At 61.6% G+C, this 21,901-nt stretch carries 20 protein-coding genes, 1 tRNA gene and 1 riboswitch; of the genes, 10 read left to right on the forward strand and 11 right to left on the reverse strand.

Annotated elements, in window-relative coordinates; genetic code table 11:
* Positions 1–58 precede the first annotated feature (58 nt).
* Complete coding sequence (locus tag P3T21_RS30375; RefSeq protein ID WP_429259638.1) at positions 59–1,204, reverse strand: porin; 1,146 nt, start codon at positions 1,202–1,204, stop codon at positions 59–61.
* A 531-nt stretch (positions 1,205–1,735) separates the two neighbouring features.
* Positions 1,736–1,984, reverse strand: a complete 249-nt coding sequence (locus P3T21_RS30380) for a hypothetical protein (RefSeq protein ID WP_429259639.1) — start codon at positions 1,982–1,984, stop codon at positions 1,736–1,738.
* A 375-nt stretch (positions 1,985–2,359) separates the two neighbouring features.
* Here P3T21_RS30380 and P3T21_RS30385 point away from each other — a divergent pair, with 375 nt between their 5' ends.
* Together P3T21_RS30385 and P3T21_RS30390 are read left to right on the forward strand one after the other, a co-directional pair.
* Positions 2,360–2,563, forward strand: coding sequence for a cold-shock protein (locus P3T21_RS30385; protein WP_429259640.1), 204 nt, complete (start codon positions 2,360–2,362; stop codon positions 2,561–2,563).
* Between the two features lie 361 nt (positions 2,564–2,924).
* Complete coding sequence (locus tag P3T21_RS30390; RefSeq protein WP_429259641.1) at positions 2,925–4,082, forward strand: exonuclease domain-containing protein; 1,158 nt, start codon at positions 2,925–2,927, stop codon at positions 4,080–4,082.
* Between the two features lie 9 nt (positions 4,083–4,091).
* Here the strand turns inward: P3T21_RS30390 and P3T21_RS30395 are convergent, their stop codons facing one another.
* The 3 genes from P3T21_RS30395 to P3T21_RS30405 form a co-directional block, all read right to left on the reverse strand.
* Positions 4,092–4,688, reverse strand: coding sequence for a chorismate mutase (locus tag P3T21_RS30395; protein ID WP_429259642.1), 597 nt, complete (start codon positions 4,686–4,688; stop codon positions 4,092–4,094).
* Between the two features lie 243 nt (positions 4,689–4,931).
* A complete protein-coding gene (locus tag P3T21_RS30400) occupies positions 4,932–5,081 on the reverse strand; it encodes a hypothetical protein (RefSeq protein WP_429259643.1) in 150 nt (49 codons plus the stop codon).
* A 571-nt stretch (positions 5,082–5,652) separates the two neighbouring features.
* Complete coding sequence (locus P3T21_RS30405; RefSeq protein ID WP_429259644.1) at positions 5,653–6,792, reverse strand: aldo/keto reductase; 1,140 nt, start codon at positions 6,790–6,792, stop codon at positions 5,653–5,655.
* A 141-nt stretch (positions 6,793–6,933) separates the two neighbouring features.
* Between P3T21_RS30405 and P3T21_RS30410 the strand changes: the two genes are divergently transcribed.
* Entirely contained in the window at positions 6,934–7,848 is a 915-nt protein-coding gene (locus P3T21_RS30410; RefSeq protein ID WP_429259645.1) for a LysR family transcriptional regulator, read from the forward strand.
* Positions 7,849–8,076: 228 nt separating this feature from the next.
* On the opposite strand, the gene P3T21_RS30415 is transcribed toward P3T21_RS30410, so the two are convergent.
* From P3T21_RS30415 to P3T21_RS30430, 4 genes are all read right to left on the reverse strand, one after another.
* The gene (locus P3T21_RS30415; RefSeq protein WP_429259646.1) at positions 8,077–8,769 is read right to left on the reverse strand and encodes a hypothetical protein; all 693 of its coding nucleotides are present in this window, start codon (positions 8,767–8,769) and stop codon (positions 8,077–8,079) included.
* A 588-nt stretch (positions 8,770–9,357) separates the two neighbouring features.
* Positions 9,358–9,433: transfer RNA gene (locus tag P3T21_RS30420), tRNA-Thr, on the reverse strand.
* Positions 9,434–9,486: 53 nt separating this feature from the next.
* Positions 9,487–10,503: a class 1 fructose-bisphosphatase gene (locus tag P3T21_RS30425; protein ID WP_429259647.1), complete on the reverse strand. Its 1,017-nt coding sequence runs from the start codon at positions 10,501–10,503 to the stop codon at positions 9,487–9,489.
* A gap of 91 nt (positions 10,504–10,594) precedes the next feature.
* Positions 10,595–11,527: a LysR family transcriptional regulator gene (locus P3T21_RS30430; protein ID WP_429259672.1), complete on the reverse strand. Its 933-nt coding sequence runs from the start codon at positions 11,525–11,527 to the stop codon at positions 10,595–10,597.
* Positions 11,528–11,665: 138 nt separating this feature from the next.
* Here P3T21_RS30430 and metE point away from each other — a divergent pair, with 138 nt between their 5' ends.
* Positions 11,666–13,975 (forward strand): 5-methyltetrahydropteroyltriglutamate--homocysteine S-methyltransferase, encoded by a 2,310-nt coding sequence (gene metE / locus P3T21_RS30435; RefSeq protein WP_429259648.1) that lies wholly within the window; start codon positions 11,666–11,668, stop codon positions 13,973–13,975.
* A gap of 202 nt (positions 13,976–14,177) precedes the next feature.
* Here metE and pepN read toward each other — a convergent pair whose 3' ends face one another.
* The gene (gene pepN, locus P3T21_RS30440; RefSeq protein ID WP_429259649.1) at positions 14,178–16,880 is read right to left on the reverse strand and encodes an aminopeptidase N; all 2,703 of its coding nucleotides are present in this window, start codon (positions 16,878–16,880) and stop codon (positions 14,178–14,180) included.
* 204 nt (positions 16,881–17,084) lie between these two features.
* Between pepN and P3T21_RS30445 the strand changes: the two genes are divergently transcribed.
* The gene (locus P3T21_RS30445; protein WP_429259650.1) at positions 17,085–17,789 is read left to right on the forward strand and encodes a DUF4136 domain-containing protein; all 705 of its coding nucleotides are present in this window, start codon (positions 17,085–17,087) and stop codon (positions 17,787–17,789) included.
* 128 nt (positions 17,790–17,917) lie between these two features.
* Here the strand turns inward: P3T21_RS30445 and P3T21_RS30450 are convergent, their stop codons facing one another.
* Entirely contained in the window at positions 17,918–18,490 is a 573-nt protein-coding gene (locus tag P3T21_RS30450; protein ID WP_429259651.1) for a TMEM165/GDT1 family protein, read from the reverse strand.
* A 12-nt stretch (positions 18,491–18,502) separates the two neighbouring features.
* Positions 18,503–18,724: riboswitch (yybP-ykoY riboswitch) on the reverse strand.
* 526 nt (positions 18,725–19,250) lie between these two features.
* Here P3T21_RS30450 and P3T21_RS30455 point away from each other — a divergent pair.
* From P3T21_RS30455 to P3T21_RS30475, 5 genes are read left to right on the forward strand one after another with little or no spacing between them, the layout of a single operon-like run.
* A complete protein-coding gene (locus tag P3T21_RS30455; protein ID WP_429259652.1) occupies positions 19,251–19,949 on the forward strand; it encodes a beta-ketoacyl synthase chain length factor in 699 nt (232 codons plus the stop codon).
* Positions 19,933–20,727 (forward strand): lysophospholipid acyltransferase family protein, encoded by a 795-nt coding sequence (locus P3T21_RS30460; RefSeq protein WP_429259653.1) that lies wholly within the window; start codon positions 19,933–19,935, stop codon positions 20,725–20,727. Before P3T21_RS30455 ends, P3T21_RS30460 begins: the two co-directional genes overlap by 17 nt.
* A complete protein-coding gene (locus P3T21_RS30465) occupies positions 20,702–21,001 on the forward strand; it encodes a phosphopantetheine-binding protein (protein ID WP_429259654.1) in 300 nt (99 codons plus the stop codon). Before P3T21_RS30460 ends, P3T21_RS30465 begins: the two co-directional genes overlap by 26 nt.
* Positions 21,002–21,004: 3 nt before the next feature.
* Entirely contained in the window at positions 21,005–21,256 is a 252-nt protein-coding gene (locus P3T21_RS30470) for an acyl carrier protein (protein ID WP_429259655.1), read from the forward strand.
* A 35-nt stretch (positions 21,257–21,291) separates the two neighbouring features.
* A complete protein-coding gene (locus P3T21_RS30475) occupies positions 21,292–21,897 on the forward strand; it encodes a hypothetical protein (protein ID WP_429259656.1) in 606 nt (201 codons plus the stop codon).
* Positions 21,898–21,901 lie beyond the last annotated feature (4 nt).

A 21,901-nucleotide genomic window follows, 5' to 3' on the forward strand; every position in this document is an offset into this window, starting at 1 on the left:
CAATGAAAAAAGGCGCCGCAAGCGGCGCCTTTCAATACTGCGGATACTGCCTTACAGCTTAGAAGCGGTGACGCAGACCAGCCGTCACAGAGACTTGCTTGTTGTTGCCCGAAGCACCCAGACCGTTGATGTCCGCGTTGACAACGGAGCCTTGGTTGACCTGCTGGTATTCGCCTTGCAGGTACACGTCCGTACGCTTCGACAGCGCGTAGGCGGTTTGCAGGTTGAACTGGTTCCAGTGCGGACGCGTGCCTTCCAGGCTCGCGCGGGTGTACGTGTACGAACCCGCGACGCTGAGAGCCGGCGTCAGGGCGTAACGTGCGTTCGCTTCGAAGTTCTGGAAGTGAGCGCTGTTGCCGTTGGTGGCAATACCGCCGCTCACGCCCGAAGCGCCTGCGCCGATGCCTGCGAGACCCTTCAGGTTCGTTTGCGAGTACACGAGGCCAGCCGTTGCCGGGCCGAACGAGTAGTTTGCGCCTGCGCCCCACGTTTGCTGACGGGAAGCGAAGAACGTGTTGTCGCTCGAGACTGCGCCACCCGAGTTGAACGCTGCAGCGGCGCCCGTTGCGCCGTTGCTGTTCAGTTGCAGGTAAGCAGCGCCGACATTCAGGCCGCCGTAGTTATACGATGCGCCGGCGCTGTATGCGCGGTTGTTCGCAAAACCAGCTGCCTGGTTCGAGAAGCCATACAACGCGCCGAACTTGAAGCCGCCGTAAGCCGTGCTCTGGTACTTGACCGAGTTGTTGATGCGGAACGAGTTGTTCAGATTGTCGTTGTCAAACGGGTGGGCGAACTGCGTGCCGCCGTATTGCGTACCCGTCAGCGCCAGCGGGCCGACGTAGTCAACCATGCTGTCGTATTGACGACCCAGCGTCACGGTACCGAACTGGTTGCTCGACAGACCGACGAATGCCTGACGGCCGAACTCACGGCCGCCTTGCTTCAGCGTACCGTCGTTGATGCCGAAACCGTTTTCCAACGTGAAGATGGCCTTGAGACCGCCACCCAGATCTTCAGCGCCGCGCAGGCCCCAACGGCTGCCGTTCACCGAGCCGGTCGTTTCCTGCCAGTTGCTGTGGCCATGCTGGTTGTTCGTGTAGGTGATACCGGCGTCGATCAGGCCGTACAGCGTGACGCTGCTTTGTGCGTGAGCGGCGGTAGCGAAAACGCCCGACAGGGCCGCGACCATGAGAGTCTTTTTCATCTTTGTAACTCCGAGAACAGGATGGGTTTTGGAAACCCAGGCTTCAAGGAAACGATCACGCAACGCTGCGAGAGGCGGAATGCACGTGAAAACGCGCCATACGGCAAGCACGTTTGTTTCCGGACAGACAAAGTGTAGAGACGCGAGTCGGCATGCGGAGGTTCTGAAATCCGCAATAAAGTATTACTGGATTGGAAATGATATGCGACCCTGGCTAAAGCCTTGCTGGTAAAGGCTTTAAGGGCTTCTTCGCGATTCGGAAGAGTGGTGTCAACCTGAGGGCGTTGTGCAATTGCGACAGCAAATGCGGCCCAAAAACGGTACAGATTGTCTAAAAATGTAACTGTTGCTGTTTTTGAAATAGATGGTTGTTGTTATTGCTGCTAATCGCCTGCCGCCACGGCGCTATACTGAACTTTCTGCTTTTCGAAGCAGACTTTTTCGTTGAGAAAAAGATCTCCAAACCTTTGTCAGCGCGGCCTTCCAGCCGCGCTCTTTTTTTGTCCCGCCGCTCTGCGATTCCTTCGCTATCTAGCTTCCCTGCGCCACCGGATCTGCCTGTCCGGATTCGAAGCTGCCGGGAACGCTCCAATCTTCCATGACGTAGTGACGCGCGTCCATAGGGGAAGACAGCAGGTTCTGCCAATGGTCGCCGTGCCACATCGGGTCGAACGCAAAAACTGAGGAATCGCTGGATTCCACGACCCCGTCGGTGTGAACGGACGATGCCTGCGAATGAAACAGCCAGGCGGCCAGACGTTTGAATTCATTGAAAAGCATGACAATCTCCCATTGCGCACTGCCTGTTTGATCATGCATGTGAATGTATTACATGAACAACCGGTATAAACACTTACCAAAAACACTTTTAGTTACATTTGCGGAAAATTTTTCCGGATATAGATGCATTCATATTTCGCGAAGTAATAGTGACCGATTGTGTTGACTAAATAATGCCTGTTGATTTAGGCGGTTGCTTCATTATCCTTAGCATTTCATGTGCTAAATGATCGCCAAAAATTCGCTTGACTGGCTCTCATCGTTCCCCGTATAACAGCAAAGCTGAATTCGAGCGCCGGATGTGCTTTCGGCGAATTCATCGAACAGGCATAAGAGCATTGCCCGTTTATTTTAAATTTTGAAGGAAACTGGAATATGGAAACCGGTATCGTCAAATGGTTCAACGATGCTAAGGGCTTTGGATTCATCACGGCTGATTCGGGCGGCGACGATCTGTTCGCGCATTTCTCGGAGATTCGCTCGGAAGGATTCAAGTCGCTGAAAGAAAATCAGCGCGTGTCCTTTGAGGTGAAGACCGGGCCGAAAGGCAAGCAGGCTGCAAACATCCAGCCGCTGTAACACACCGTACGCCGCGCGGCCACGCAGCGGCTACCTGGAAAGCCCTCGCACTACGTTGAGGGCTTTTTTTCGTCGGGCAGGTATCGAGCGGGTGGGGATCCGATCGCGGCCGCGCGATTATCGGGGCGTAGCAACGCTGCTCATCTGCACTATTGACGGGAATTGCGGATTTAAATGATGGCCAATAACCGCTGTCATCCGGCGGCTGTCATAAAAAAATCAATATGAGCCGTGAATGACGCGTTGTTAATCGCATGCCGTTTCTAACCGGTCGGCAACAAGACAAAAATTTCCCGCCGCAATCCTGCTCTTGCGCCAACTGGTGCATACTTGCGCGAAGTCACGCCTGGAACGCATTCCCATGTCTGAAGAGTATTTGCCGGTTCCGGCAATCGATGTACCCATTGTTTTTGTCGACCTCGAAACCACGGGCGGATCGACCAGCGAGCATCGCATCACCGAAGTCGGCGTAGTCGAGGTGGGCCCGCAAGGCGTCTCGCGCTGGAGCACGCTCCTCGACCCGCAACAGCCCATTCCGCCATTCATCCAGCAACTGACCGGCATCACCGATGCGATGGTGCGTGGCGCGCCCACGTTCGAGTCGATCGCACCGGCGCTGTTCGAGCGCCTCAAGGGCAAGCTCTTTGTCGCGCACAACGCCAGTTTCGATCGCGGATTTCTGCGTGGTGAATTCGCTCGCGTCGGTCTGTCGTTCAATCCGGATGTACTGTGCACTGTGCGGCTGTCGCGCGCGCTGTTCCCGGCCGAGAAGCGGCATGGGCTCGATGCGCTGGTTCAGCGTCATGCGCTTGTGCCATCCGATCGTCACCGCGCGCTGGCTGATGCCGATCTGCTGTGGCAATTCTGGCAGCGGCTGCACGGCCTCGTTCCGCTGGACGCGTTGCGCGCGCAGATCGAGCGCACCACGCGCTATTTCCAGCTCGCCGGCAACATCACGGAGGATCTGCTGGACACCGCGCCCGTTGGCTGTGGCGTGTACATGTTCTATGGCGAAGACGATCTGCCGCTGTACGTGGGCCGTAGCGTGCGCGTGCGTCAGCGTGTTCGTGCGCATCTAACCGCGGAGCGGCGTTCAGCGAAGGACCTGCGCATGGCGCAGCTGGTGCGGCGCGTCGAATGGCGCGCGACGGGCGGCGAACTCGGCGCGCTGCTGGCTGAAGCGCAATGGATTGCGACGATGCGTCCGCGGCATAACCGGGCGCCGCGCGTGGGACGAAGCGACCCCGTCGATGCGCCGTGGCCTTTCAACGGCGCGATCGTCTTCGAGGAGCGCGACGCGCAATCGCAGACCCGCGCGTTTCATGTGATCGACCGCTGGCGCTATCTCGGCGGCGCGGCAACGCGGGAAGAGGCCGCGTCGTTGCTCGTCCCGGGCATTGCCGGTGCGTTCGAACTGTCGACATACCGGATCCTGCAAAGTCACCTCGAGCGCGGCCTTGAGGTCGCGCTGCTGAACGAGCCGGCGCCGCTGGCCGCGAGCGAAGCCGTCGCGGTCTAACGGTTACCGTTAACCGGTCGCCCCGACGCCGCCCGATTCGCAGACGTGCCCGAGCGCGTGCGTCAATGCGCTCGAATGCGCCGCGTCGTAGCGCGTCAATGATTTCCAGTTCGCGATACCCTGCGCGACCCGCGACGGACAGTCCGCCGCGCCGCGCAGCGGCTGCACGCGCGCGAGACCGGCCACCATTGCCTGCGTCAGGCGATCGAGTTGCGGCCGTGTGCTGGTGGCGAGGTCGGGTGCCGCGCCCTCCGGCGGCTGACCGTTGCGCCACGCATCGAACAACGCGTTCTGCACTTCCTTGCTTGCGTCGATCTGATCCTGAAAGAACGCCCGTGCGAAGGCCGGATCGACGTTCGCGGCCTCCGCGCGCTTCGCGACATCCGCGAGCAGCGCGTTTTCACGCGGCGTATCGGTGATCGGTTGATGCGTCGCCCACTTGTAGCGCGCGACGGGCTCCGCGAGCGCAAGACGCTGCGATGCAAGCGCAATGAGATTGGTGAGTGGAGTGTCGTCGCCATCGGCGAAGGCAGGAAGCGGTGCTGCGGCGAGTGCGGCCACGAGCGCAGTTGCGCAGAGGGCGCAGGCGCGGGTCAGAAGTGTCATGAGGGGAGAGAAGACCGAAAGGCCAGAACGGAAACAGCAGAAGAATAGACCATAGCGCGGCAGATCGATCAAACAGACGCGCACAGCCATGCGCGCCGGGTGCTGTCACCCGGCGCGCAAACAGAAATCAGACGACAGCCGTCCGCGCGAACGCGCACGGTATGCGGCGCGCCAGGGCGCCTGCGCACGACTGCCATCCCCGCGCTGATCGCGCGTAGCCCGTATTGCCGTGACTGACCACGCTTATTTCGGGTCGCACGACTTGCGTTGTTCGTCGAAGAATGCGCGAACGTGTTCTGGAAGTTCGGCCCCGAGGAACTCAACGCCTGCCGGTTCCGGATCCGGACTCATCACTTTGTCGGGGGTCGGAATTCTTGGCGGTTTGGTATCCATGATCTTTCTCCTTTACAAACCGATTATCTGCCTCGGTCTTCGTTTTGCACCAGTGCTGCGAAGCGGCAACTCCAGTTTCACTGTTTCTCTGTTGCTTTAACGGCACAGCGCTTCCGGAATTGAAGTCGTATGAATAAAATGTATCGATTGCCTGCTAATCATCTGCGGTCAACCGTTCCGTCCAGCCAGTCTCCCGCCGCTTCCCGCCGTGGTCCGTGCGTCTGCGTACATGCAGACATTCGAACCGGGCGTCACATTTTTGTGCGCTGCAGCGAATAAATCACGCTGCTTCATGCCATCCGAAAACCGATCATGGCTGATCTTTCATTAACGGACGATTAAGCCGTTCCGTTGACGAGCAGGAATACTTTGCAAGGGGTCATCGTAAATCGGGGTTCGTTCGGATTTAAACGATCATTCGTTCGAAAATCGATCGATGCGGATTATTCGTTAATACGCATGACACATTGAGCAGGCACCTGATCTGATCGATGCGAATCGCGTTTTGTCGGCAACCGGAATCCGGTTACTCGCCGGCAGCGATTTCAACGAACAGCGGGGCGCCTGTCGCTTACTTCGCTTCGGCGGATGCTTCGACGGGCGCCGGCACGCGCACCGGACGGTCGTAACCTTCGGGCTTGCCCGTGACGTCGACCTGTCCGTGGATGCGCGCCTGATGGCCGTCCGCAAACATGTAGTACGGGAAAGGCCGCGCCGGTTCGGACACGGCGTCGAGGCGCGCGATATGCTCCGGTGTGAGCATGAAGTCGAGCGAGCCGAGCGATTCCTGCAACTGTTCCGGCTTTGTCGCGCCGACGATGATGCTCGACACCCCACGCTTCTGATGCAGCCAGTTCAGCGCGACCTGCGCCATCGGCCGGCTGACTTCGTTCGCGACCGCTTCCAGTTCAGCGACGATGCGAAAGTTGCGCTCGGTCAGTTTGTCGAAGCCCGGCGGCGGCGCGCTCGCGACGCTCGCGAGCCGTCCGCTGCCCGATACGCCCGCCGCCGTGAACGAGCCGTTTTGCGACGGCCGGTATTTGCCCGACAGCACGCCCATGCCAAGCGGACTCCACGGCACAAGCCCCATGCCAAGATTCGCAGCCAGATCGGCGAACTCGTTTTCCGCGTTGCGCTCGATCATCGAGTATTCCAGCTGCATGGCCGCGACGGGCTCGAAGCCGCGCCAGTCAGCGAGCGTCTGCGCGCGTCCGGCGTACCACGCCGGCGTATCCGACAGTCCGACGTAGCGGATCTTGCCCGCGCGGACGGCGTCGTCCATCGTGCGCATCACTTCGTCGACGGGCGTCACGCGATCCCACGTGTGCAGGTAGTAGAGGTCGATGTAATCGGTGCCGAGGCGTTTTAGCGAGCCGTCGAGCGCGCGGATCAGATTCTTGCGATGGTTGCCGCCCGCGTTCGGGTTGCCGCGTTCGGCGTTGTAGCTGTACTTGGTCGCGATGACGAGGCGCTCGCGCAGTCCGCGCGCCGCAGCGAATCTGCCGACCCATTTTTCGCTCGTGCCTTCGGTGTACAGGTCAGCGGTGTCGATGAAGTTGCCACCGGCATCCACGTACAGATCGAAGAGGCGTTGTGCTGCCTTTTCGTCCGTGCCCCAGCCCCATTCGGTGCCGAAGGTCATCGTGCCGAGTGCGATCGGACTGACGCGCAGGCCTGAGCGGCCGAGCAGGGTGTAGCGGTTCATCGTCATGACTGTCTCCCTGAGAGTGTCCTTGCGTGCGGAAGGTCGGCCATGAAAGGCCGATGAACGTATCCTGCGCCGATTCTTTTCGTGGAAAAATCGGGTCTGTCTGAATGAATTGTGAAGCCTCGCTTCATAATGGAGATTCGTATGGATCCGGCTCATCTGCCTGCACTGACGGCATTCGCCTCGGTCGCACGGCACGGCAGCTTTACCCGCGCGGCTGGCGAATCGGGCGTGTCGCCGTCCGCGCTGTCGCAGACCATCCGCGCGCTTGAGACGCAGCTCAATGTGCGACTTTTCAATCGCACGACGCGCCGCGTCGCGCTGACCGAGGCGGGCGCGCAGTTTCTGGAGCGCGTGCGGCCCGCGCTCGCGGCGCTGGAAGCGGCGTTCGATTCGCTCGACGAGACCCACGATCATCCGGCCGGCACGCTGCGCATCAACCTGTCGCGCGTCGCGAGCGAGCTGCTCGTGTTGCCGCATCTCGCGGAGTTCACGCAGGCTTATCCGCATATCCGCCTGGAAATGGCGCTCGACGATGGGTTCATCGATCTGGTCGGCGAAGGCTTCGATGCGGGGATCAGGCTCGGCGAGCGCGTCGCGCGGGATATGGTTGCTGTGCCGTTGAGCGGTGAGGTGCGTATCGCGGTGGCCGGCTCGCCGGCGTATTTCGAGCGCTATCCCAGGCCGGTTACGCCGGACGATCTCGCCGCGCACGACTGCCTGCATTACCGGTTTTCGACGAGCGGCGGCATCTATCGATGGGAGTTTGCGCAACCGGGTGATCCGCATCGCGTGTTCGAAGTCGAAACGCAGGGCAGCTTCGTCACCAATGATCTGCGGACGATGGTGCGCGCGGCCGAGCAGGGCGTCGGCCTGTTGCACGTAATCGACGGTTACGTGCGCGAGCAGCTCGACGACGGACGGCTCGTGAGTGTGCTCGACGCATGGTCTCCGAAGTTTCCAGGCTTCTATCTGTACACGGCGAGCCGCGCACAGATGCCGCTCAAGCTGCGGGCGCTGATCGACTTTTTCCGGGCGAAGCGGGAGCAGCGTCGATGATTTCTGCGTCCGCGGCACGCGGTCTCAGCGCCAGGCCGCAGCGAGGTGCGGCCGCAGATATCCCGGCGTGCGACCTTCCGTTGCGCGTGCAACCACTTCTGGAATGCCGGCGGCGATGATCTGCCCGCCGGCAACGCCCGCGCCTGGACCGACATCGATGATCCAGTCGCATGATCGAAGCGTCCGGTGCAGGTCGCGAGACTCTAGCCGGACAGCCGCTACGTCAAATCAAATGGGATGATTCAGATCGGCCACGAGCTGGGATGCGATGCTATTTGCACCTTCCGTCAAATCGCTCTTGATGTCAGTTGCTACCACATTCAGCTTCGCGTAGTTGAATGTCTTCCGGTATATCGCATTACCGGCATCGAGCGGTTCGGTATCGTTCGGTTTCTTTCTGAACTGCAGCAGTTTGTCGGACTTCGGATACATCACGACGTTAGCGGCGATATAGAGGTTTCCAGACTGCAACTGGTAGCCGACGTCGACGAACAGGACGGCGCTTGTTGAAGCATTGTCAAAGATGATTCTTTTCTGCGTGCTCGAGTTGACGGTCTCCACATCGAGCGGCGTGGCGAACTTGATGGTTTGAAGCGTGCCGACTGCCTCGTTGGACGCCTGCTTCATGACGGCGCGGAAGTCGTAATCGTGCAGTTGCGCAAGCATCGGAGCGGCGTTGCTTTCTGCGGCCGACCGCCGGGCCGCATCGATGCCCGCTGCAATGAGAGCGCCGAGCAGGCCCGTGGCGCCAGCGTTGGTCGGCGTCACCGTTACCATCAGGCTATTCTGGGGAATGAACAACGTACCGGCTACTGGGCCAAGATCGTGCTGCTCCTGCTTCGTTATCGACATGGGGGGTGTCACCGCACATCCGCTCAGCGCTGCGATAGACAAGAACAAGAAGAGGTTTCTCAGGTTCATTTTAGGGGGACCCGTTTCTGCTTTAGCGTGTAATTGAAATTGCGGCATCCGTAGACCACGTTGCCTTTTCAACTACCGTTTCGGCGATGTCATTATTGCATCGGCGAAAACTGAATAGAGGAAGTCAAATGGATCGTGTGTCCGCGATACCTTTAACGACAGATCCGTGCTTAACTTTAGCGCCCGGCGCTTTTGCAACGTCATAGAGAATGAGGTGCATTCAGTGCAATGCCGCTCGCAATTCGTGCGCTATCAACGGCCGCTTTGGAGAAAGCCTGATAACCGTTTCGGGTCGAGCCCAGTAGTTTGTGCTGGGAGTTGCAATTGTTCGCGCTTTCAACGAAGCCAATGGCATTGCGCTTGACCATCGCGTGTCGGATGCCGAACGATCGTGACGGGGCCGATGGGTGGCGTGCGCACGCACTGCATGCACGCTCGCCTATAGTCATCTGGCGCTAAAGCCGCTGGGGAGTACAACTGGCTGAGCGCCAGCCCCACTTTGACGGCAAATGCCTGCACAGCGCTTACACGGACTCCAGAAAGCAAAAAGCCCAGTCGCAATGACTGGGCTTTTTGCTTGAATCTTTATGGTGCCGGAAAGAGGAATCGAACCCCCGACCTTCGCATTACGAATGCGCTGCTCTACCGTCTGAGCTATTCCGGCATCAGAGAAACGAGATTATAGGGACTTCGCCAACAGTTTGACAAGCCCCTCGCTCAACTTTTTGTTTCCAGATGGTAGCGGGTCACGCGATCGACTTCGTTCTTCGAGCCGAGGAACACCGCCACACGCTCATGCAGGCTCTTCGGCATCACGTCGAGAATGCGCTTCTCACCGTTGGTCGCAGCGCCGCCAGCCTGCTCCACGATGAAGGCCATCGGGTTCGCTTCGTACATCAGGCGCAACTTGCCTGGCTTGTCCGGCGTGCGCTTGTCGGCCGGGTACATGAAGATGCCGCCGCGGTTCAGGATACGGTGCACGTCCGCGACCATCGATGCGATCCAGCGCATGTTGAAGTCCTGCTGGCGCGGGCCGTCCTTGCCGGCGTTCAGTTCATTGATGTACTGCTGCACCGGCGGATGCCAGTGGCGCGCGTTCGACGCGTTGATCGCGTACTCGCGTGTCTCGACCGGAATGCGCATGTCGCTTTGCGTGAGCACCCACGAGCCAAGTTCGCGATCGAGCGTGAAGCAGTTCACGCCGTTGCCGGTTGTCAGCACGAGGACCGTCTGCGGACCGTACACCGCGTAACCCGCCGCAACCTGCTGCGTGCCCGGTTGCAGGAACGACTGTTCAGTCGGCTGCTGGCCGTCAGGGCAGCGCAGCACTGAGAAGATCGTGCCGATCGACACGTTGACGTCGATGTTCGACGAGCCATCGAGCGGATCGAACACCAGCAGATATTCGCCCTTCGGATAGTTGCTCGGAATCGGGAAGAACGTTTCCATTTCTTCCGATGCCATCGCGGCCAGGTTGCCGCCCCATTCGTTCGCGTCGAGCAGGATTTCGTTCGACAGGATGTCGAGGTTCTTCTGTACTTCGCCCTGCACGTTCTCGCTGCCAGCGGTGCCGAGCGCGTCGCCGAGCGCGCCCTTGCTGACGTGGTAACTGATCGACTTGCACGCCCGCGCAACGACTTCGATCAACAGACGCAGATCGGCAGGCAGGTTATTGGTCTCCCGTTGCTGCTCGATCAGGTACTTAGTGAGAGTGGTACGACGTTGCAAAGCCATTGCTTACTCCGGAAAGGCGAAGGAATGCGCTGATTTTACCTGCTTGCCTTCACGCACCTCGGGTTTTGAGACGGAGCGCGTGCTTTTAGCGTCACAGCAGTTCGATCTGCGGGAGATTGAGGACGCTCGTCTCGCGCATGATCGAGACGAAATCGGCGGCGTAAGGACGTTTTGAGAACGCAGGCAACGTCGCGGCATAGAGTTCGCCCGCGAGCGGCGAGCCGTCGGCCGTGTGCACCGGGCGCGGCGTCACGTAGTGTTTGTCGAGATAGACCGCGACGGCCCACAGCGGCAGCGCCGCAACCCCGCGCCGGCTCGCCACCAACTGGAGGATCGCAACCGTCAGTTCCGATGTGCGCCGCTTCGGTTCGATGCCCGCCGGCTTCAGCACCTGCCGCACGATGTCGAGCATGTCGTCGGGCACCGGGTAGGTAATGAGCGTCTCGTCGCGGAAATCCCCGGCTTCGAGCGCCGGCTTTTGCGCGAGCGGGTGATCGTTCGCGACCAGTCCGACGATCTGGAAGCGGAACAGCGGATGGTGATCGACGGCTTCGTCAGGGTCGGCTTCGGCGACGATCGCCAGATCCGCGCGGTCCTGATGCAGCAACCCGATCGGATCCGCGTGAAAGCCGGACACGATGTCGAGCTCGACTTCCGGCCAGCGCTGGCGGAATCCGTCCATTGCCGGCATCAGCCAGTCGAAACACGTATGGCACTCGACGGCGATTCGCAGCGTGCCGCCCGTGCCCTGTGCGAGCCGCGCGACGTCGCGCTCGGCTTCCTCGATGGCGGGCACGACGCCCTCAGCCAGCGCCAGCAAACGCTTGCCGCCGGGCGTGAATGCGAGCGGCGCCGACTTGCGCACGAAAAGTGGCATGCCGAAATGCGCTTCGAGCGCCTTCAACTGATGCGACAGCGCGGACTGCGTAAGACACAGGAACTGCGCGGCGCGCGACAGGTTACCCGTGTCGCGCAACGCAATCAGCGTCTGTAAATGCCTGAGTTCCAGAGGCGAGCGGATCATCGTCGGATAACCGTGCGGGCAGCATGTTGAAAAAAATTCATGATAAATCATAAAAACTTTCGTTTGAATAATATTCGTTCGAATTTGATACTGGCAGTCATAGATCCGGCAACGAACGACAAACGAAAGACAACGACCATGAGCACCGCACACATCCTGGGTTTCCCGCGCATCGGCGCGCATCGCGAACTGAAATTTGCGCTCGAGCGCTACTGGCGCGACGGCATGACCGTCGAGGGCGAACGCGCGCTGACCGAAACCGGCCGCGGATTGCGCGCCGATCATTGGCGCACGCAAAGCGACGCCGGACTGACGTATGTGACGGTCGGCGATTTCGCGTGGTACGACCACGTGCTGACGACGCTGGCGCACGTCGGCGGCTTGCCGCAGCGGTTCGGTTTCGACGCGACGCAGCTGACGCTCGCCCAATATTTCGCGATGGCGCGCGGCAACGCTGTGCAGCCGGCGATGGAGATGACCAAGTGGTTCGATACGAACTACCACTATCTCGTGCCGGAATACGCGCCGTCGACGCGCTTCGGCGCAGGCGTGTCGTGGCTCTTCGACGAAGTGAGCGAGGCGCAGGCCGCCGGTCATCGTGCGAAGGTCGCGCTGGTTGGGCCGTTGACCTTGCTCTGGCTCGGCAAGGCGCGTGATGGCCTGCATGAGCGTCTGTCGCTCCTGCCGGATCTGCTCGCCGCGTATCGACTGTTGCTGGCGCGTCTGAAAGAGCAGGGCGTCGAATGGGTGCAGATCGACGAACCGGTCTTCGCGCTCGATCTGCCGGATGCATGGCGCGACGCCGTCTCCGCCGCGTACGCAGCGCTGGTGCCGGAGGCACCCAAGCTGCTGCTCACCACCTATTTTGACGATGTCAGCGAACACGCTTTGTTGCTGAAGTCGCTGCCGGTGGCTGGCTTGCACATCGACCTCGTGCGTGCGCCGTCGCAACTCGATGCATTCATCGATGCGTTCCCGGCCGACAAGGTGTTGTCGTGCGGAATCGTCGATGGCCGGAACGTGTGGCGCAACGATCTCGATGAATCGTTTGCGCGTCTTGAGGCTGCACATCAACGGCTGGGTGAAAGGCTGTGGGTCGGCACGAGTTGCTCGCTGCTGCACACGCCGGTCGATCTCGGCAATGAAGCGAAGCTCGATGCGGAGCTGCGCGGGTGGCTCGCGTTTGCGGTGCAGAAAGTGCGGGAAGTGGCGCTGCTGCGCGACGCGCTGACGCACGGCCGCGCCGCGGTCGCCGCCGGATTTGACGCGGCACGCGATGCAAGCGCCGCGCGACGCACGTCGACACGGATTCATAATCCGCTTGTGAAGCGCCGCGTTGAGGCGCTGACCGATGCGGACGCCACGCGCCGCTCGCCGTACGCGAAGCGTGCCGCAGACCAGCGCGCCCGCTTTGACCTGCCACTTTTACCGACCACGACGATCGGTTCGTTTCCGCAGACCGCCGAAATTCGCGCAGCGCGTGCCGCGCACAGGCAAGGAAAGCTGAGCCATCTGGACTATCTGGAGGCGATGCGCGAACACGTGCGTTTCGCCATCGACCAGCAACTGGCGTACGGTCTCGATGTGCTCGTTCATGGTGAAGCCGAGCGCAACGACATGGTCGAATACTTCGGCGAACTGCTGTGGGGCTTCGCGATCACCGAAAACGGCTGGGTGCAAAGCTACGGCTCGCGCTGCGTGAAGCCGCCGCTCATTTACGGCGACGTCTACATGCCCGAACCGATGACGGTCGGCTTCGCGTCCTACGCGCAGTCGCTGACTGACAAACCGGTGAAGGGCATGCTGACCGGTCCGGTGACGATGCTTCAATGGGCCTTCGTGCGTGACGACCAGCCGCGCTCGCAGACGGCATTGCAGATTGCGCTGGCGCTGCGCCAGGAAACATTAGCGCTCGAAGCCGCGCAGATCGGCATGATCCAGATCGACGAGCCCGCGCTGCGCGAAGGCCTGCCGCTGAAGGCGCGCGACCGTACGCACTATCTTCACTGGGCGGTCCGCGCGTTCAACATAGCGGCATCGGGCGTCGCCGACGATACGCAGATCCATACGCACATGTGCTATTCGGAGTTCGGTGACATCCTGCCGTCGATCGCGGCGCTCGACGCCGACGTGATCTCGATCGAAACGACGCGCTCGAACATGGAGTTGCTCGACGCCTTCGAGACCTTCGAGTATCCGAATGAAATCGGACCGGGCGTCTACGACATCCATTCGCCGCGCGTGCCGACCGCCGACGAAATGGCTGCGCTGATCGGTCTCGCGCTCGAACGGATTCCGGCAGAGCGGTTGTGGGTGAACCCGGACTGCGGCCTGAAAACGCGGGACTGGCAGCAGGTCGACCCGGCGTTGACGTCGATGGTCGAGGCTGCGAAGAAGGCGCGCGCGGCGCTGGCGTTGAAGGCTAAGGTTTCTTTCGCGGAGGTTTAACGGCGATCGCGCGTTTGACCGCCGCGCTAGATGCGAGCGCGGCGGCGCGCGGCTGGGTGCGGGGCGGCTTCGTTGGTTTCGTTCGCTTTGACATCTTGTTGATCCATCACAACAGTCATCCGGATGACTAACTAAACCACGCGGACGAAAAAAAGCCGACACATTGTGCCGGCTTCCTCATCAAACAAAGACCGCAGAAAAATCAGCCCAGCGCTTTCTCCACGACCTCGCGCACATCGCGCGATTTCACCTGTGCCGCGACCGTTTCCAGCGCCGAGCGCATGCCGTCACGCAACGCCGGCGTGAACCGGCGCCACAATTCCAGCGAACGTGCGAGACGCGCCGCAACCTGCGGATTCATCGCGTCGAGCGCGATTACCTGTTCGGCCCAGAAGCGGTAGCCCGAACCATCTTCCGCATGAAACTGCGACGGGTTCGCCGTGCAGAAGCTGAAAATCAGCGAGCGCGCGCGATTCGGGTTCTTGAGCGTGAACGCCGGATGCGACATCAGCTTGCGCACGATGTCGATCACCGGACGCTGCGCGCTTCCACGTTGTGTCGCCTGCAGCGCGAACCATTTGTCGATGACGAGCGGTTCTTTCTCGAAGCGTCGATAGAAGTCGTCGAGCGCGCCTTCAGCCAGCGTGCCGCCCGTCGCCGCCGATGCGTTCAGCAGCGCCGACAGCGCCGCCGACCGGTCCGTCATGTTGTTCGCCGCGTCGTATTGCGCGTTCGCGAGACGCACGGCTTCCGTGGGGTCGTCGAGTTCGCAGAGATACGCCAACGCGAGATTCTTCAGCGTGCGATGGCCGGATGCTTCGGGCGTGGCTTCGTACCCGCCCGGCGTCTGATGTTTGTCGTAGATCGCGAGCCAGTCGGCGTGCAATGCATTGGCCAGACGGTTGCGCACGAACTGTCGCGCGCGGTGCACCGCAGCCGGATTCGACTCGGTCATCTGCTCGGCAAGATACGCTTCCGACGGCAGCATCAACGCAAGTTCGCGGAACGCCGGCGACAGCGATTCGTCGCGCAGCACGCGAGCAAACGCAGGGACGACGGAATCGTCGAGTTGCAGCGCCGCCCCCGTCGCGGCATGCGAAGCGAGTGCGAGCAGTTCACGCGTCGCGAGCCGCTGGCCGGCTTCCCAGCGGTTGAACGGATCGCTGTCGTGCGCGAGCAGGAAGGCGAGTTCTTCGTTCGTGTAGTCATACTCGACGATCACCGGCGCCGAGAAATTGCGCAGCAGCGAAGGCAGCGGCTTGTCGGCCACGTCGATGAACGTAAAGATCTGCTCTGTGCCCGTGAATTCGAGCACGCGAGTCGTGCCCGTAGCCGCCGCGGCCTCGCCCTCGAGACGCAACGGCAGATCCGCGCCGTCCTTGCCGATCAGGCCGATCGCGAACGGAATCAGGAGCGGTCCCTTCTGCGTCTCGCGCGCGGCAGGCGAGCCGTCGCCGTAACCTTGCGTGAGCGTCACGCTGTAGCGGCGCCGCGAAGCGTCATAAGCGGTTTTCACGGTCACGCGCGGCGTGCCGGCCTGGCTGTACCATCGCTCGTACTGCGCAAGATCGCGGCCGTTGGCGTCGGCCATCGCACGACGGAAATCGTCGCACGTCACCGCCTCGCCGTCGTGACGCTGGAAGTACAGATCCATGCCCTTGCGGAAGCCGTCGCGGCCGAACAGCGTCTGGTACATCCGCACGACTTCCGAGCCTTTTTCATAGACCGTCATCGTGTAGAAGTTGTTGATCTCGACGTAGCTCTCCGGGCGCACCGGATGCGCCATCGGGCCCGCGTCTTCGGCGAACTGCATCTGGCGCAGCACGCGCACGTCTTCGATGCGCTTTGTCGCGCGCGCGGCTTCGTCGCTACTGTTGCTCTGGCCGCCGGCCATGTCGGCCGAGAATTCCTGATCGCGGAATACGGTCAGCCCTTCTTTCAGGCTCAGCTGGAACCAGTCGCGACACGTCACGCGGTTGCCGGTCCAGTTGTGGAAGTACTCGTGGCCGACCACCGCCTCGATGTTCGCGAAGTCGGTATCGGTCGCGGTTTCGGGGTTCGCCAGCACATACTTCGTGTTGAAGATGTTGAGCCCCTTGTTCTCCATCGCGCCCATGTTGAAGTCGCTCACGGCGACGATCATGAAGCGGTCCAGATCGAGTTCCAGCCCGAAGCGTTCCTCGTCCCAGCGGATCGAATGCTTCAGCGAATCCATTGCGTGCTGCGTCTTGTCGAGATCGTGCGGCTCGACCCAGACCTGCAGCAGCTTTTCCTTGCCGGATCCGCTCCTCACGCGTTCTTCCAGCGCGACCAGCTTGCCCGCGACCAGCGCGAACAGATAGCTCGGCTTTCTGAACGGATCTTCCCAGCGGGCGAAGTGACGGCCGTCCGGCAGATCGCCTTCCTCGATCAGGTTGCCGTTCGACAGCAGCACCGGATACGCGGACTTGTCGGCGCGCAGCGTGACCGTGTACGCGGCCATGACATCAGGCCGGTCGAGAAAATACGTGATGCGGCGAAAGCCTTCGGCTTCGCACTGCGTAAAGAAGTTGCCGCTCGATACGTACAGACCCGACAGCGTCGTGTTCTCCGCCGGATTGCACACGCTCACGAGCGTCAGTTCGAACGCGTCGGGCACGTCATCGAGCGTCAGGCCGCGCTCGTCGGGATGCGCGGCGGCGTGTGGTTTGCCGTCGACTGTCGCGCTGACGAACGTCAGCTGTTCGCCCATGAGTTCGAAGTGGGCCGCGCGGACGGCGTCGGGATTGCGGCGCACGCGCATCGTGTTACGGACCGTCGTCCGTTCGGGGACGAGATCGAAGTCGAGCGCGACGGTGTCGATCAGGAAGGCGGGCGGCGCATAGTCGGCGCGGCGGATCACAGCAGGCGTAGCAGTGTCGGACATGGCGGTTTGAGTGAAGAGTGCTGGGCGGGCCGTCTGCCGCGCGGGGTGCGCGGCGACGAGCCAGTCGGGCCATTGTACAAAGCCATTTTAGATCGTGCGGCCCGAACTTTTTACCGATGACACGGGTCAGCGTATTATCGGGCCGCTGCGCGCAGGCGCGGCCCGCCCTATAAGACGCCGAAGACGCAAAAGACGAGGAAGACCATGAAGCTCGACCGATGGACCCGCCGCGCAGCCATGCTGCTAGCGGCCATGGCAGTCACACTTTCTGGCTGTACCACTTACGTGACGACGCAGGTCACTGCGTTCTCCGACTGGAGCGGCAGCGATGCAACGCGAACCTACGCGTTCACCCGCCCAGCCGATCAGAAGAACAACCTCGAACTGTCGACCTACGAGGCGCTCGTGGGCAACGAACTCGCGATCCAGTCGTTCCGGCGCGTGAACAGTCAGGACGCGCACTACCTGGTTGGTCTCGGATACGGCATCCGCAGCGACATGGTGACCGTTTCGCAGCCGGTCTACTACTACAACCCGTGGCCGGGCCCGTACTACTGGGGCCGCCCGATGGATCCGTGGGGGCCGTTCGGCCCGTTCCCGACTGGCTACGTCGACCAGAGCTATCCGGTTTACACGCATTTGCTCAGCATCCGCATTACCGATCGCGCGACCGGCAAGGAGGTGTACAACGTGACGGCTCGCAATTCGGGCGCCGAGTCTTCGCTGGTCCGGGCGATGCCTTATCTCGCGCGCAGCGCGCTCGCCGATTTCCCGCTGGGTAACGCCGTCGTGCGGACAGTCCGGATTCCGCTCGACGGCAGCGGCGCCGCGCCATCGAACGAAGCGACCGTTTCTACCGGAGCGGCCGCGCCCGCTGCGCCGGCCTCTGCGGCCAAAGCCGTGCAATAGGCATCAGGGCATCTGGCATCAGAAAGCATCCCGCATCGCAGCATCGGTTTCACCGACACAAAAAAGCCGGCACCCGCGTCACGCGCAGGGCCGGCTTTTTCGCTGAAACAACCCGCGCTAAAGGTGTATCAAACCCCCACACCGAACAGCGCCAGTGCGCCCAGCACGACGAACATGACCGCGGCGATGCCGTGCACGACCTTCGTCGGCAACCGGTGAGCGAAGCGGTCGCCGAGCACGATGGCCGGCACGTTCGCGATCATCATCCCAAGTGTCGTTCCGGCCACCACGCCAAAGAAATCGTGGAAACGCGCGGCCAGCGCGACGGTGGCGAGCTGCGTCTTGTCGCCCATTTCCGCGAGAAAGAACGCGATAACGGTCGCGCCGAACACGCCGAGGCGGGTGCGGTTCGCGTTGGCTTCGTCTTCGTCGAGCTTGTCCGGCACCAGGATCCACAGACCCATGCCGATGAACGAGGCTGCGAGTGCCCAGCGCATGATCGTCGGCGTGACGAGCGTGCCGAGCCATGCGCCGAGCGCGCCGGCGCCGGCGTGATTGACCAGCGTGGCGACGAGAACCCCGAGAATGATCGGCAGCGGTTTGCGATAGCGGGCGGCGAGGACGAGCGAAAGCAGCTGCGTCTTGTCGCCGATTTCGGCGAGCGCGACGGCGCCCGTCGAGATAAGGAAGGCTTGATCCACGTTGTGATGGTTTCCTCGGGCCGAGAATGAACGAGCGACGACCCACAACCTGCCGGGCCCTGTTGCGGCGGCTGTGGATCATCGGTCTCGCCAGGCCAGAGGCTGCGTCTGCCATGGCCGTACAGGCCAAGTCTGTTGACAGGCGCCCCCGCGTTTCACGTGCGCTTCGCAGCCTTCAATGCTGAAAGGTTGCGCGGACGTGCTGCAGGGCGGCTACTCCCCAATGAGGGGCGGATTATAACACGCGGTCTCAGGCACGCTGCGCCCCGTGCAACAGCGTTTTGCCACGTGTTTCCCAACTATCGCTATGACGATCAGTACAAACCGTCCAGATACCGAGAAAGGCGCACACGTTTCTTTCAGAACGTAAAAGGGCCGCATAAGAACTTCAGCGCTGACCCATCACATCTCGTCAATGTGGAAAAGGGTTTGAAGCCTTTCCAGGACTCGTTTTAACGGTTCGTGGCGGTGGTGAGACGGATACAGATGGATACGTCTTTTGTGGCTGATTTAATCCACAATATTCAGTATGATGCCGGCGGTCGCCGGGGAATCTGAGTCTAACTAACATCATCGTCTGGCGGGCCCGCCCCTAAATAATTGGGGCATGGTGCCGTTAATTCGCCTGAACATATAACAAGACTGGATTGACCTCGGTGGCGTCTGCCTCGGGCTGGGCAGCGCACATGCGTCGCCTCCGGCCGGCGTGCCAGATGGGGCGCCAGCAGCCTTAGCAGTTTTCAATCGCGCGAACACCGATATGCCCGATCTGCACTGGACTATTCCGGTTGCTCGCTGGTCTTCCTGGCCTGCCGCCGCAGCCACCGCCCCCGATATTGGCTTTATCGAGCCGATCGTGCGACGTCGGCTGAGCACGCTGTCGCGCGCGGCGCTGAAGGTCGCGCACGACTGCGTGGGCGACGACGCTGCCGCCGTGCGCACGGTGTTCGCCTCGCGACATGGCGAACTGCGCCGCACCACCGACATCCTGCGCACGATCAGCGCGGGCGAGCCCGTTTCGCCGACTGCCTTCAGCCTTTCCGTGCTCAACGCGATGACGGGCGTGTTCGGTATCGCCCGCGGCGACCGCTCGCCGGCAAGCGCCATCTCGGCAGGCGCCGAGACCCTGGGCTACGCATTGCTGGAGGCGCACGCGCAATATGCGAGCGATCCCGCGACGCCGGTGCTGGTCGTCTACGCCGACGAACCCGCCGACCCCGCGTACGGCACGATCGAAGACGAAGTGCAGGGCGGCGCGCTGGCCATCCTGTTCGACGCCACGGCCGCACAGGGCCAGCTGACGTGTACGATCGCTCAGGCGCCGACGTCCGGCGATGCGCCCGCGCTTTTCGCGACGCAAAGCCAGGCCGTGCAGCACTGTCTCGACACGCACGCGGCGGCAGTATGGCAAGGCGCCGATACGACCTGGAAATGGATCTGGCATGATGGCGCGGCTTGAGTACGTCTGGCGGCTGGTTGCCACGGGCCTCGCGATGGCGGTGTTCGGCGTGTGCGGCTTCCTGTTCTCGGTGATCGTGTTTCCGCTCGCCTGGCTGTGGCCGCATCGGGCGTCGCGACAACGCGCCGTGACCGCGGTCATCCACGGCTTTTTCCGTGCGCTCGTCGCCGTGCTGCAGTTCGTCGGCGTGATGAAACTGGTGGTCGAGGGCGGCGACGCGTTGCGTACGCGCCGCCCGGCAATCGTCGTCGCGAATCATCCGACGTGGCTCGACGTGATGGTGCTGCTTTCGCTGACGCCGCATGCGTGCTGCGTCGTGAAGAGTGCGCATTGGCGCAACCCGTGTTTCTACGGCATCGTGCGCGCGGCTGAATACGTGAGCAACGCGGACCCGGTCGAACTCGTCGAAGCCGGCTCGCGACAGCTCGAAGCCGGCTACACGATGATCATCTTTCCGGAAGGCACGCGCAGCCCCGCGCCGAACCGCCTGCATGCATTTTCGCGCGGCTTCGCGCATATGGCGATCAGGGCGGGCACGCCGATTCTGCCGGTGCTGATGGATTGCGATCCGCCTGTGTTTACGAAGCAGATGCGCTGGTACAACGTGCCGGCGCGCGCATTCCGGATGCGCGTCAGCGTGCTCGAGCCGGTTGGCGTCGAGCAGCTCTCAGCCCACGAGACATCGCCGGCACTTGCCGCGCGCACCGTGACCAGCGCCATCGAGGCCCACATTACCCAGCATCTGTTCGACTATGGATTCTTTAAAACTGGAAATTAAGCAGCTCCTGATCGCAGCACTGGATCTGGAAGACCTGACGCCTGCCGACATTGACGACGATGCCCCGCTCTTCGACACCGATGGCATCGGTCTCGATTCGATCGACGCGCTCGAGATCGGCATCGTGCTGCGCAAACAATACCAACTGACCATCGCTGCGAACGATGAGCGCACGCGCGAGCATTTCCGCTCGATCAATACACTGGCGGCGTTTGTTGCCAGCCAGCGCGAGCCCGTGCATGCAGCGAACGAAACCGCAAGGAAAGGGGAATAAATCGTGACCGAGGCAGACATTCTTGAGCGCATCCGCGCCATCTTCAAGGAGAATTTCGCGATCGAACCTGCGCGCGTGACACCCGATGCGCATCTGTTCGAGGACCTCGATCTGGACAGCATCGATGCAGTCGATCTCGCGATCAAGCTGCAGGAGATGACGGGGCGCCGCATCAAGCCCGAAGAGTTCAAGTCGGTGCGCACAGTCGGCGATGTGATCGGTGCGGTCGAATCGCTGCTGGCGGCGCAGGGCTGATGCAGTCTGTTCCGTCAGACATGCCGGAATCTGCGATGGGCAGGTTGCGTCAGATATTGCGCGCTGTCCTGCAGGTGCTGCTGAAGCTGGCGTATCCCGCGCTGATCCTGTGCGCGTGGAAATGGGACACGCCGCGCTATGTCGGGCTCATGCTGTTCGCGATTCTGTGGCTGCAGCGCTGGGCGGGTACGGGGAGCGTCGCGTCGTCGCTGCGCAGGCTGACGATGGTGGACTGGTGCGTCGCGGGCCTCTTGAGCTGCGCGTCGGCTGCGATCGTCGCGACCAATAGCGAGATGCTGCTGCGTATCTATCCGTCGCTTGTCAATCTGGGTCTCCTGATCGCGTTCGGCGCGACGCTCGTGCGTGGGCCGACGATGATCGAGAAATTCGCGCGTATCCGCACGCCAGATCTGAGCGCGCCAGCGGTGCTGCATACGCGTCGCGTCACGCAGATCTGGTGTGTGTTCTTTGCGCTGAACGGCGCGTTTTCCGCGTATACGGCGTTCTACTGGACGCGTGATGCGTGGTCGCTCTATAACGGCGCGATTGCGTACGGTCTGGTCGGCGTGCTGCTCGCCGGTGAGATCGTGTGGCGATACCTGGTGGTGCTGCCGCGCGCGGCGCGTTCGGAGGCGGCATGACCGG

Source organism: Paraburkholderia sp. GAS334, assembly GCF_050436625.1.
GTDB lineage: Bacteria > Pseudomonadota > Gammaproteobacteria > Burkholderiales > Burkholderiaceae > Paraburkholderia.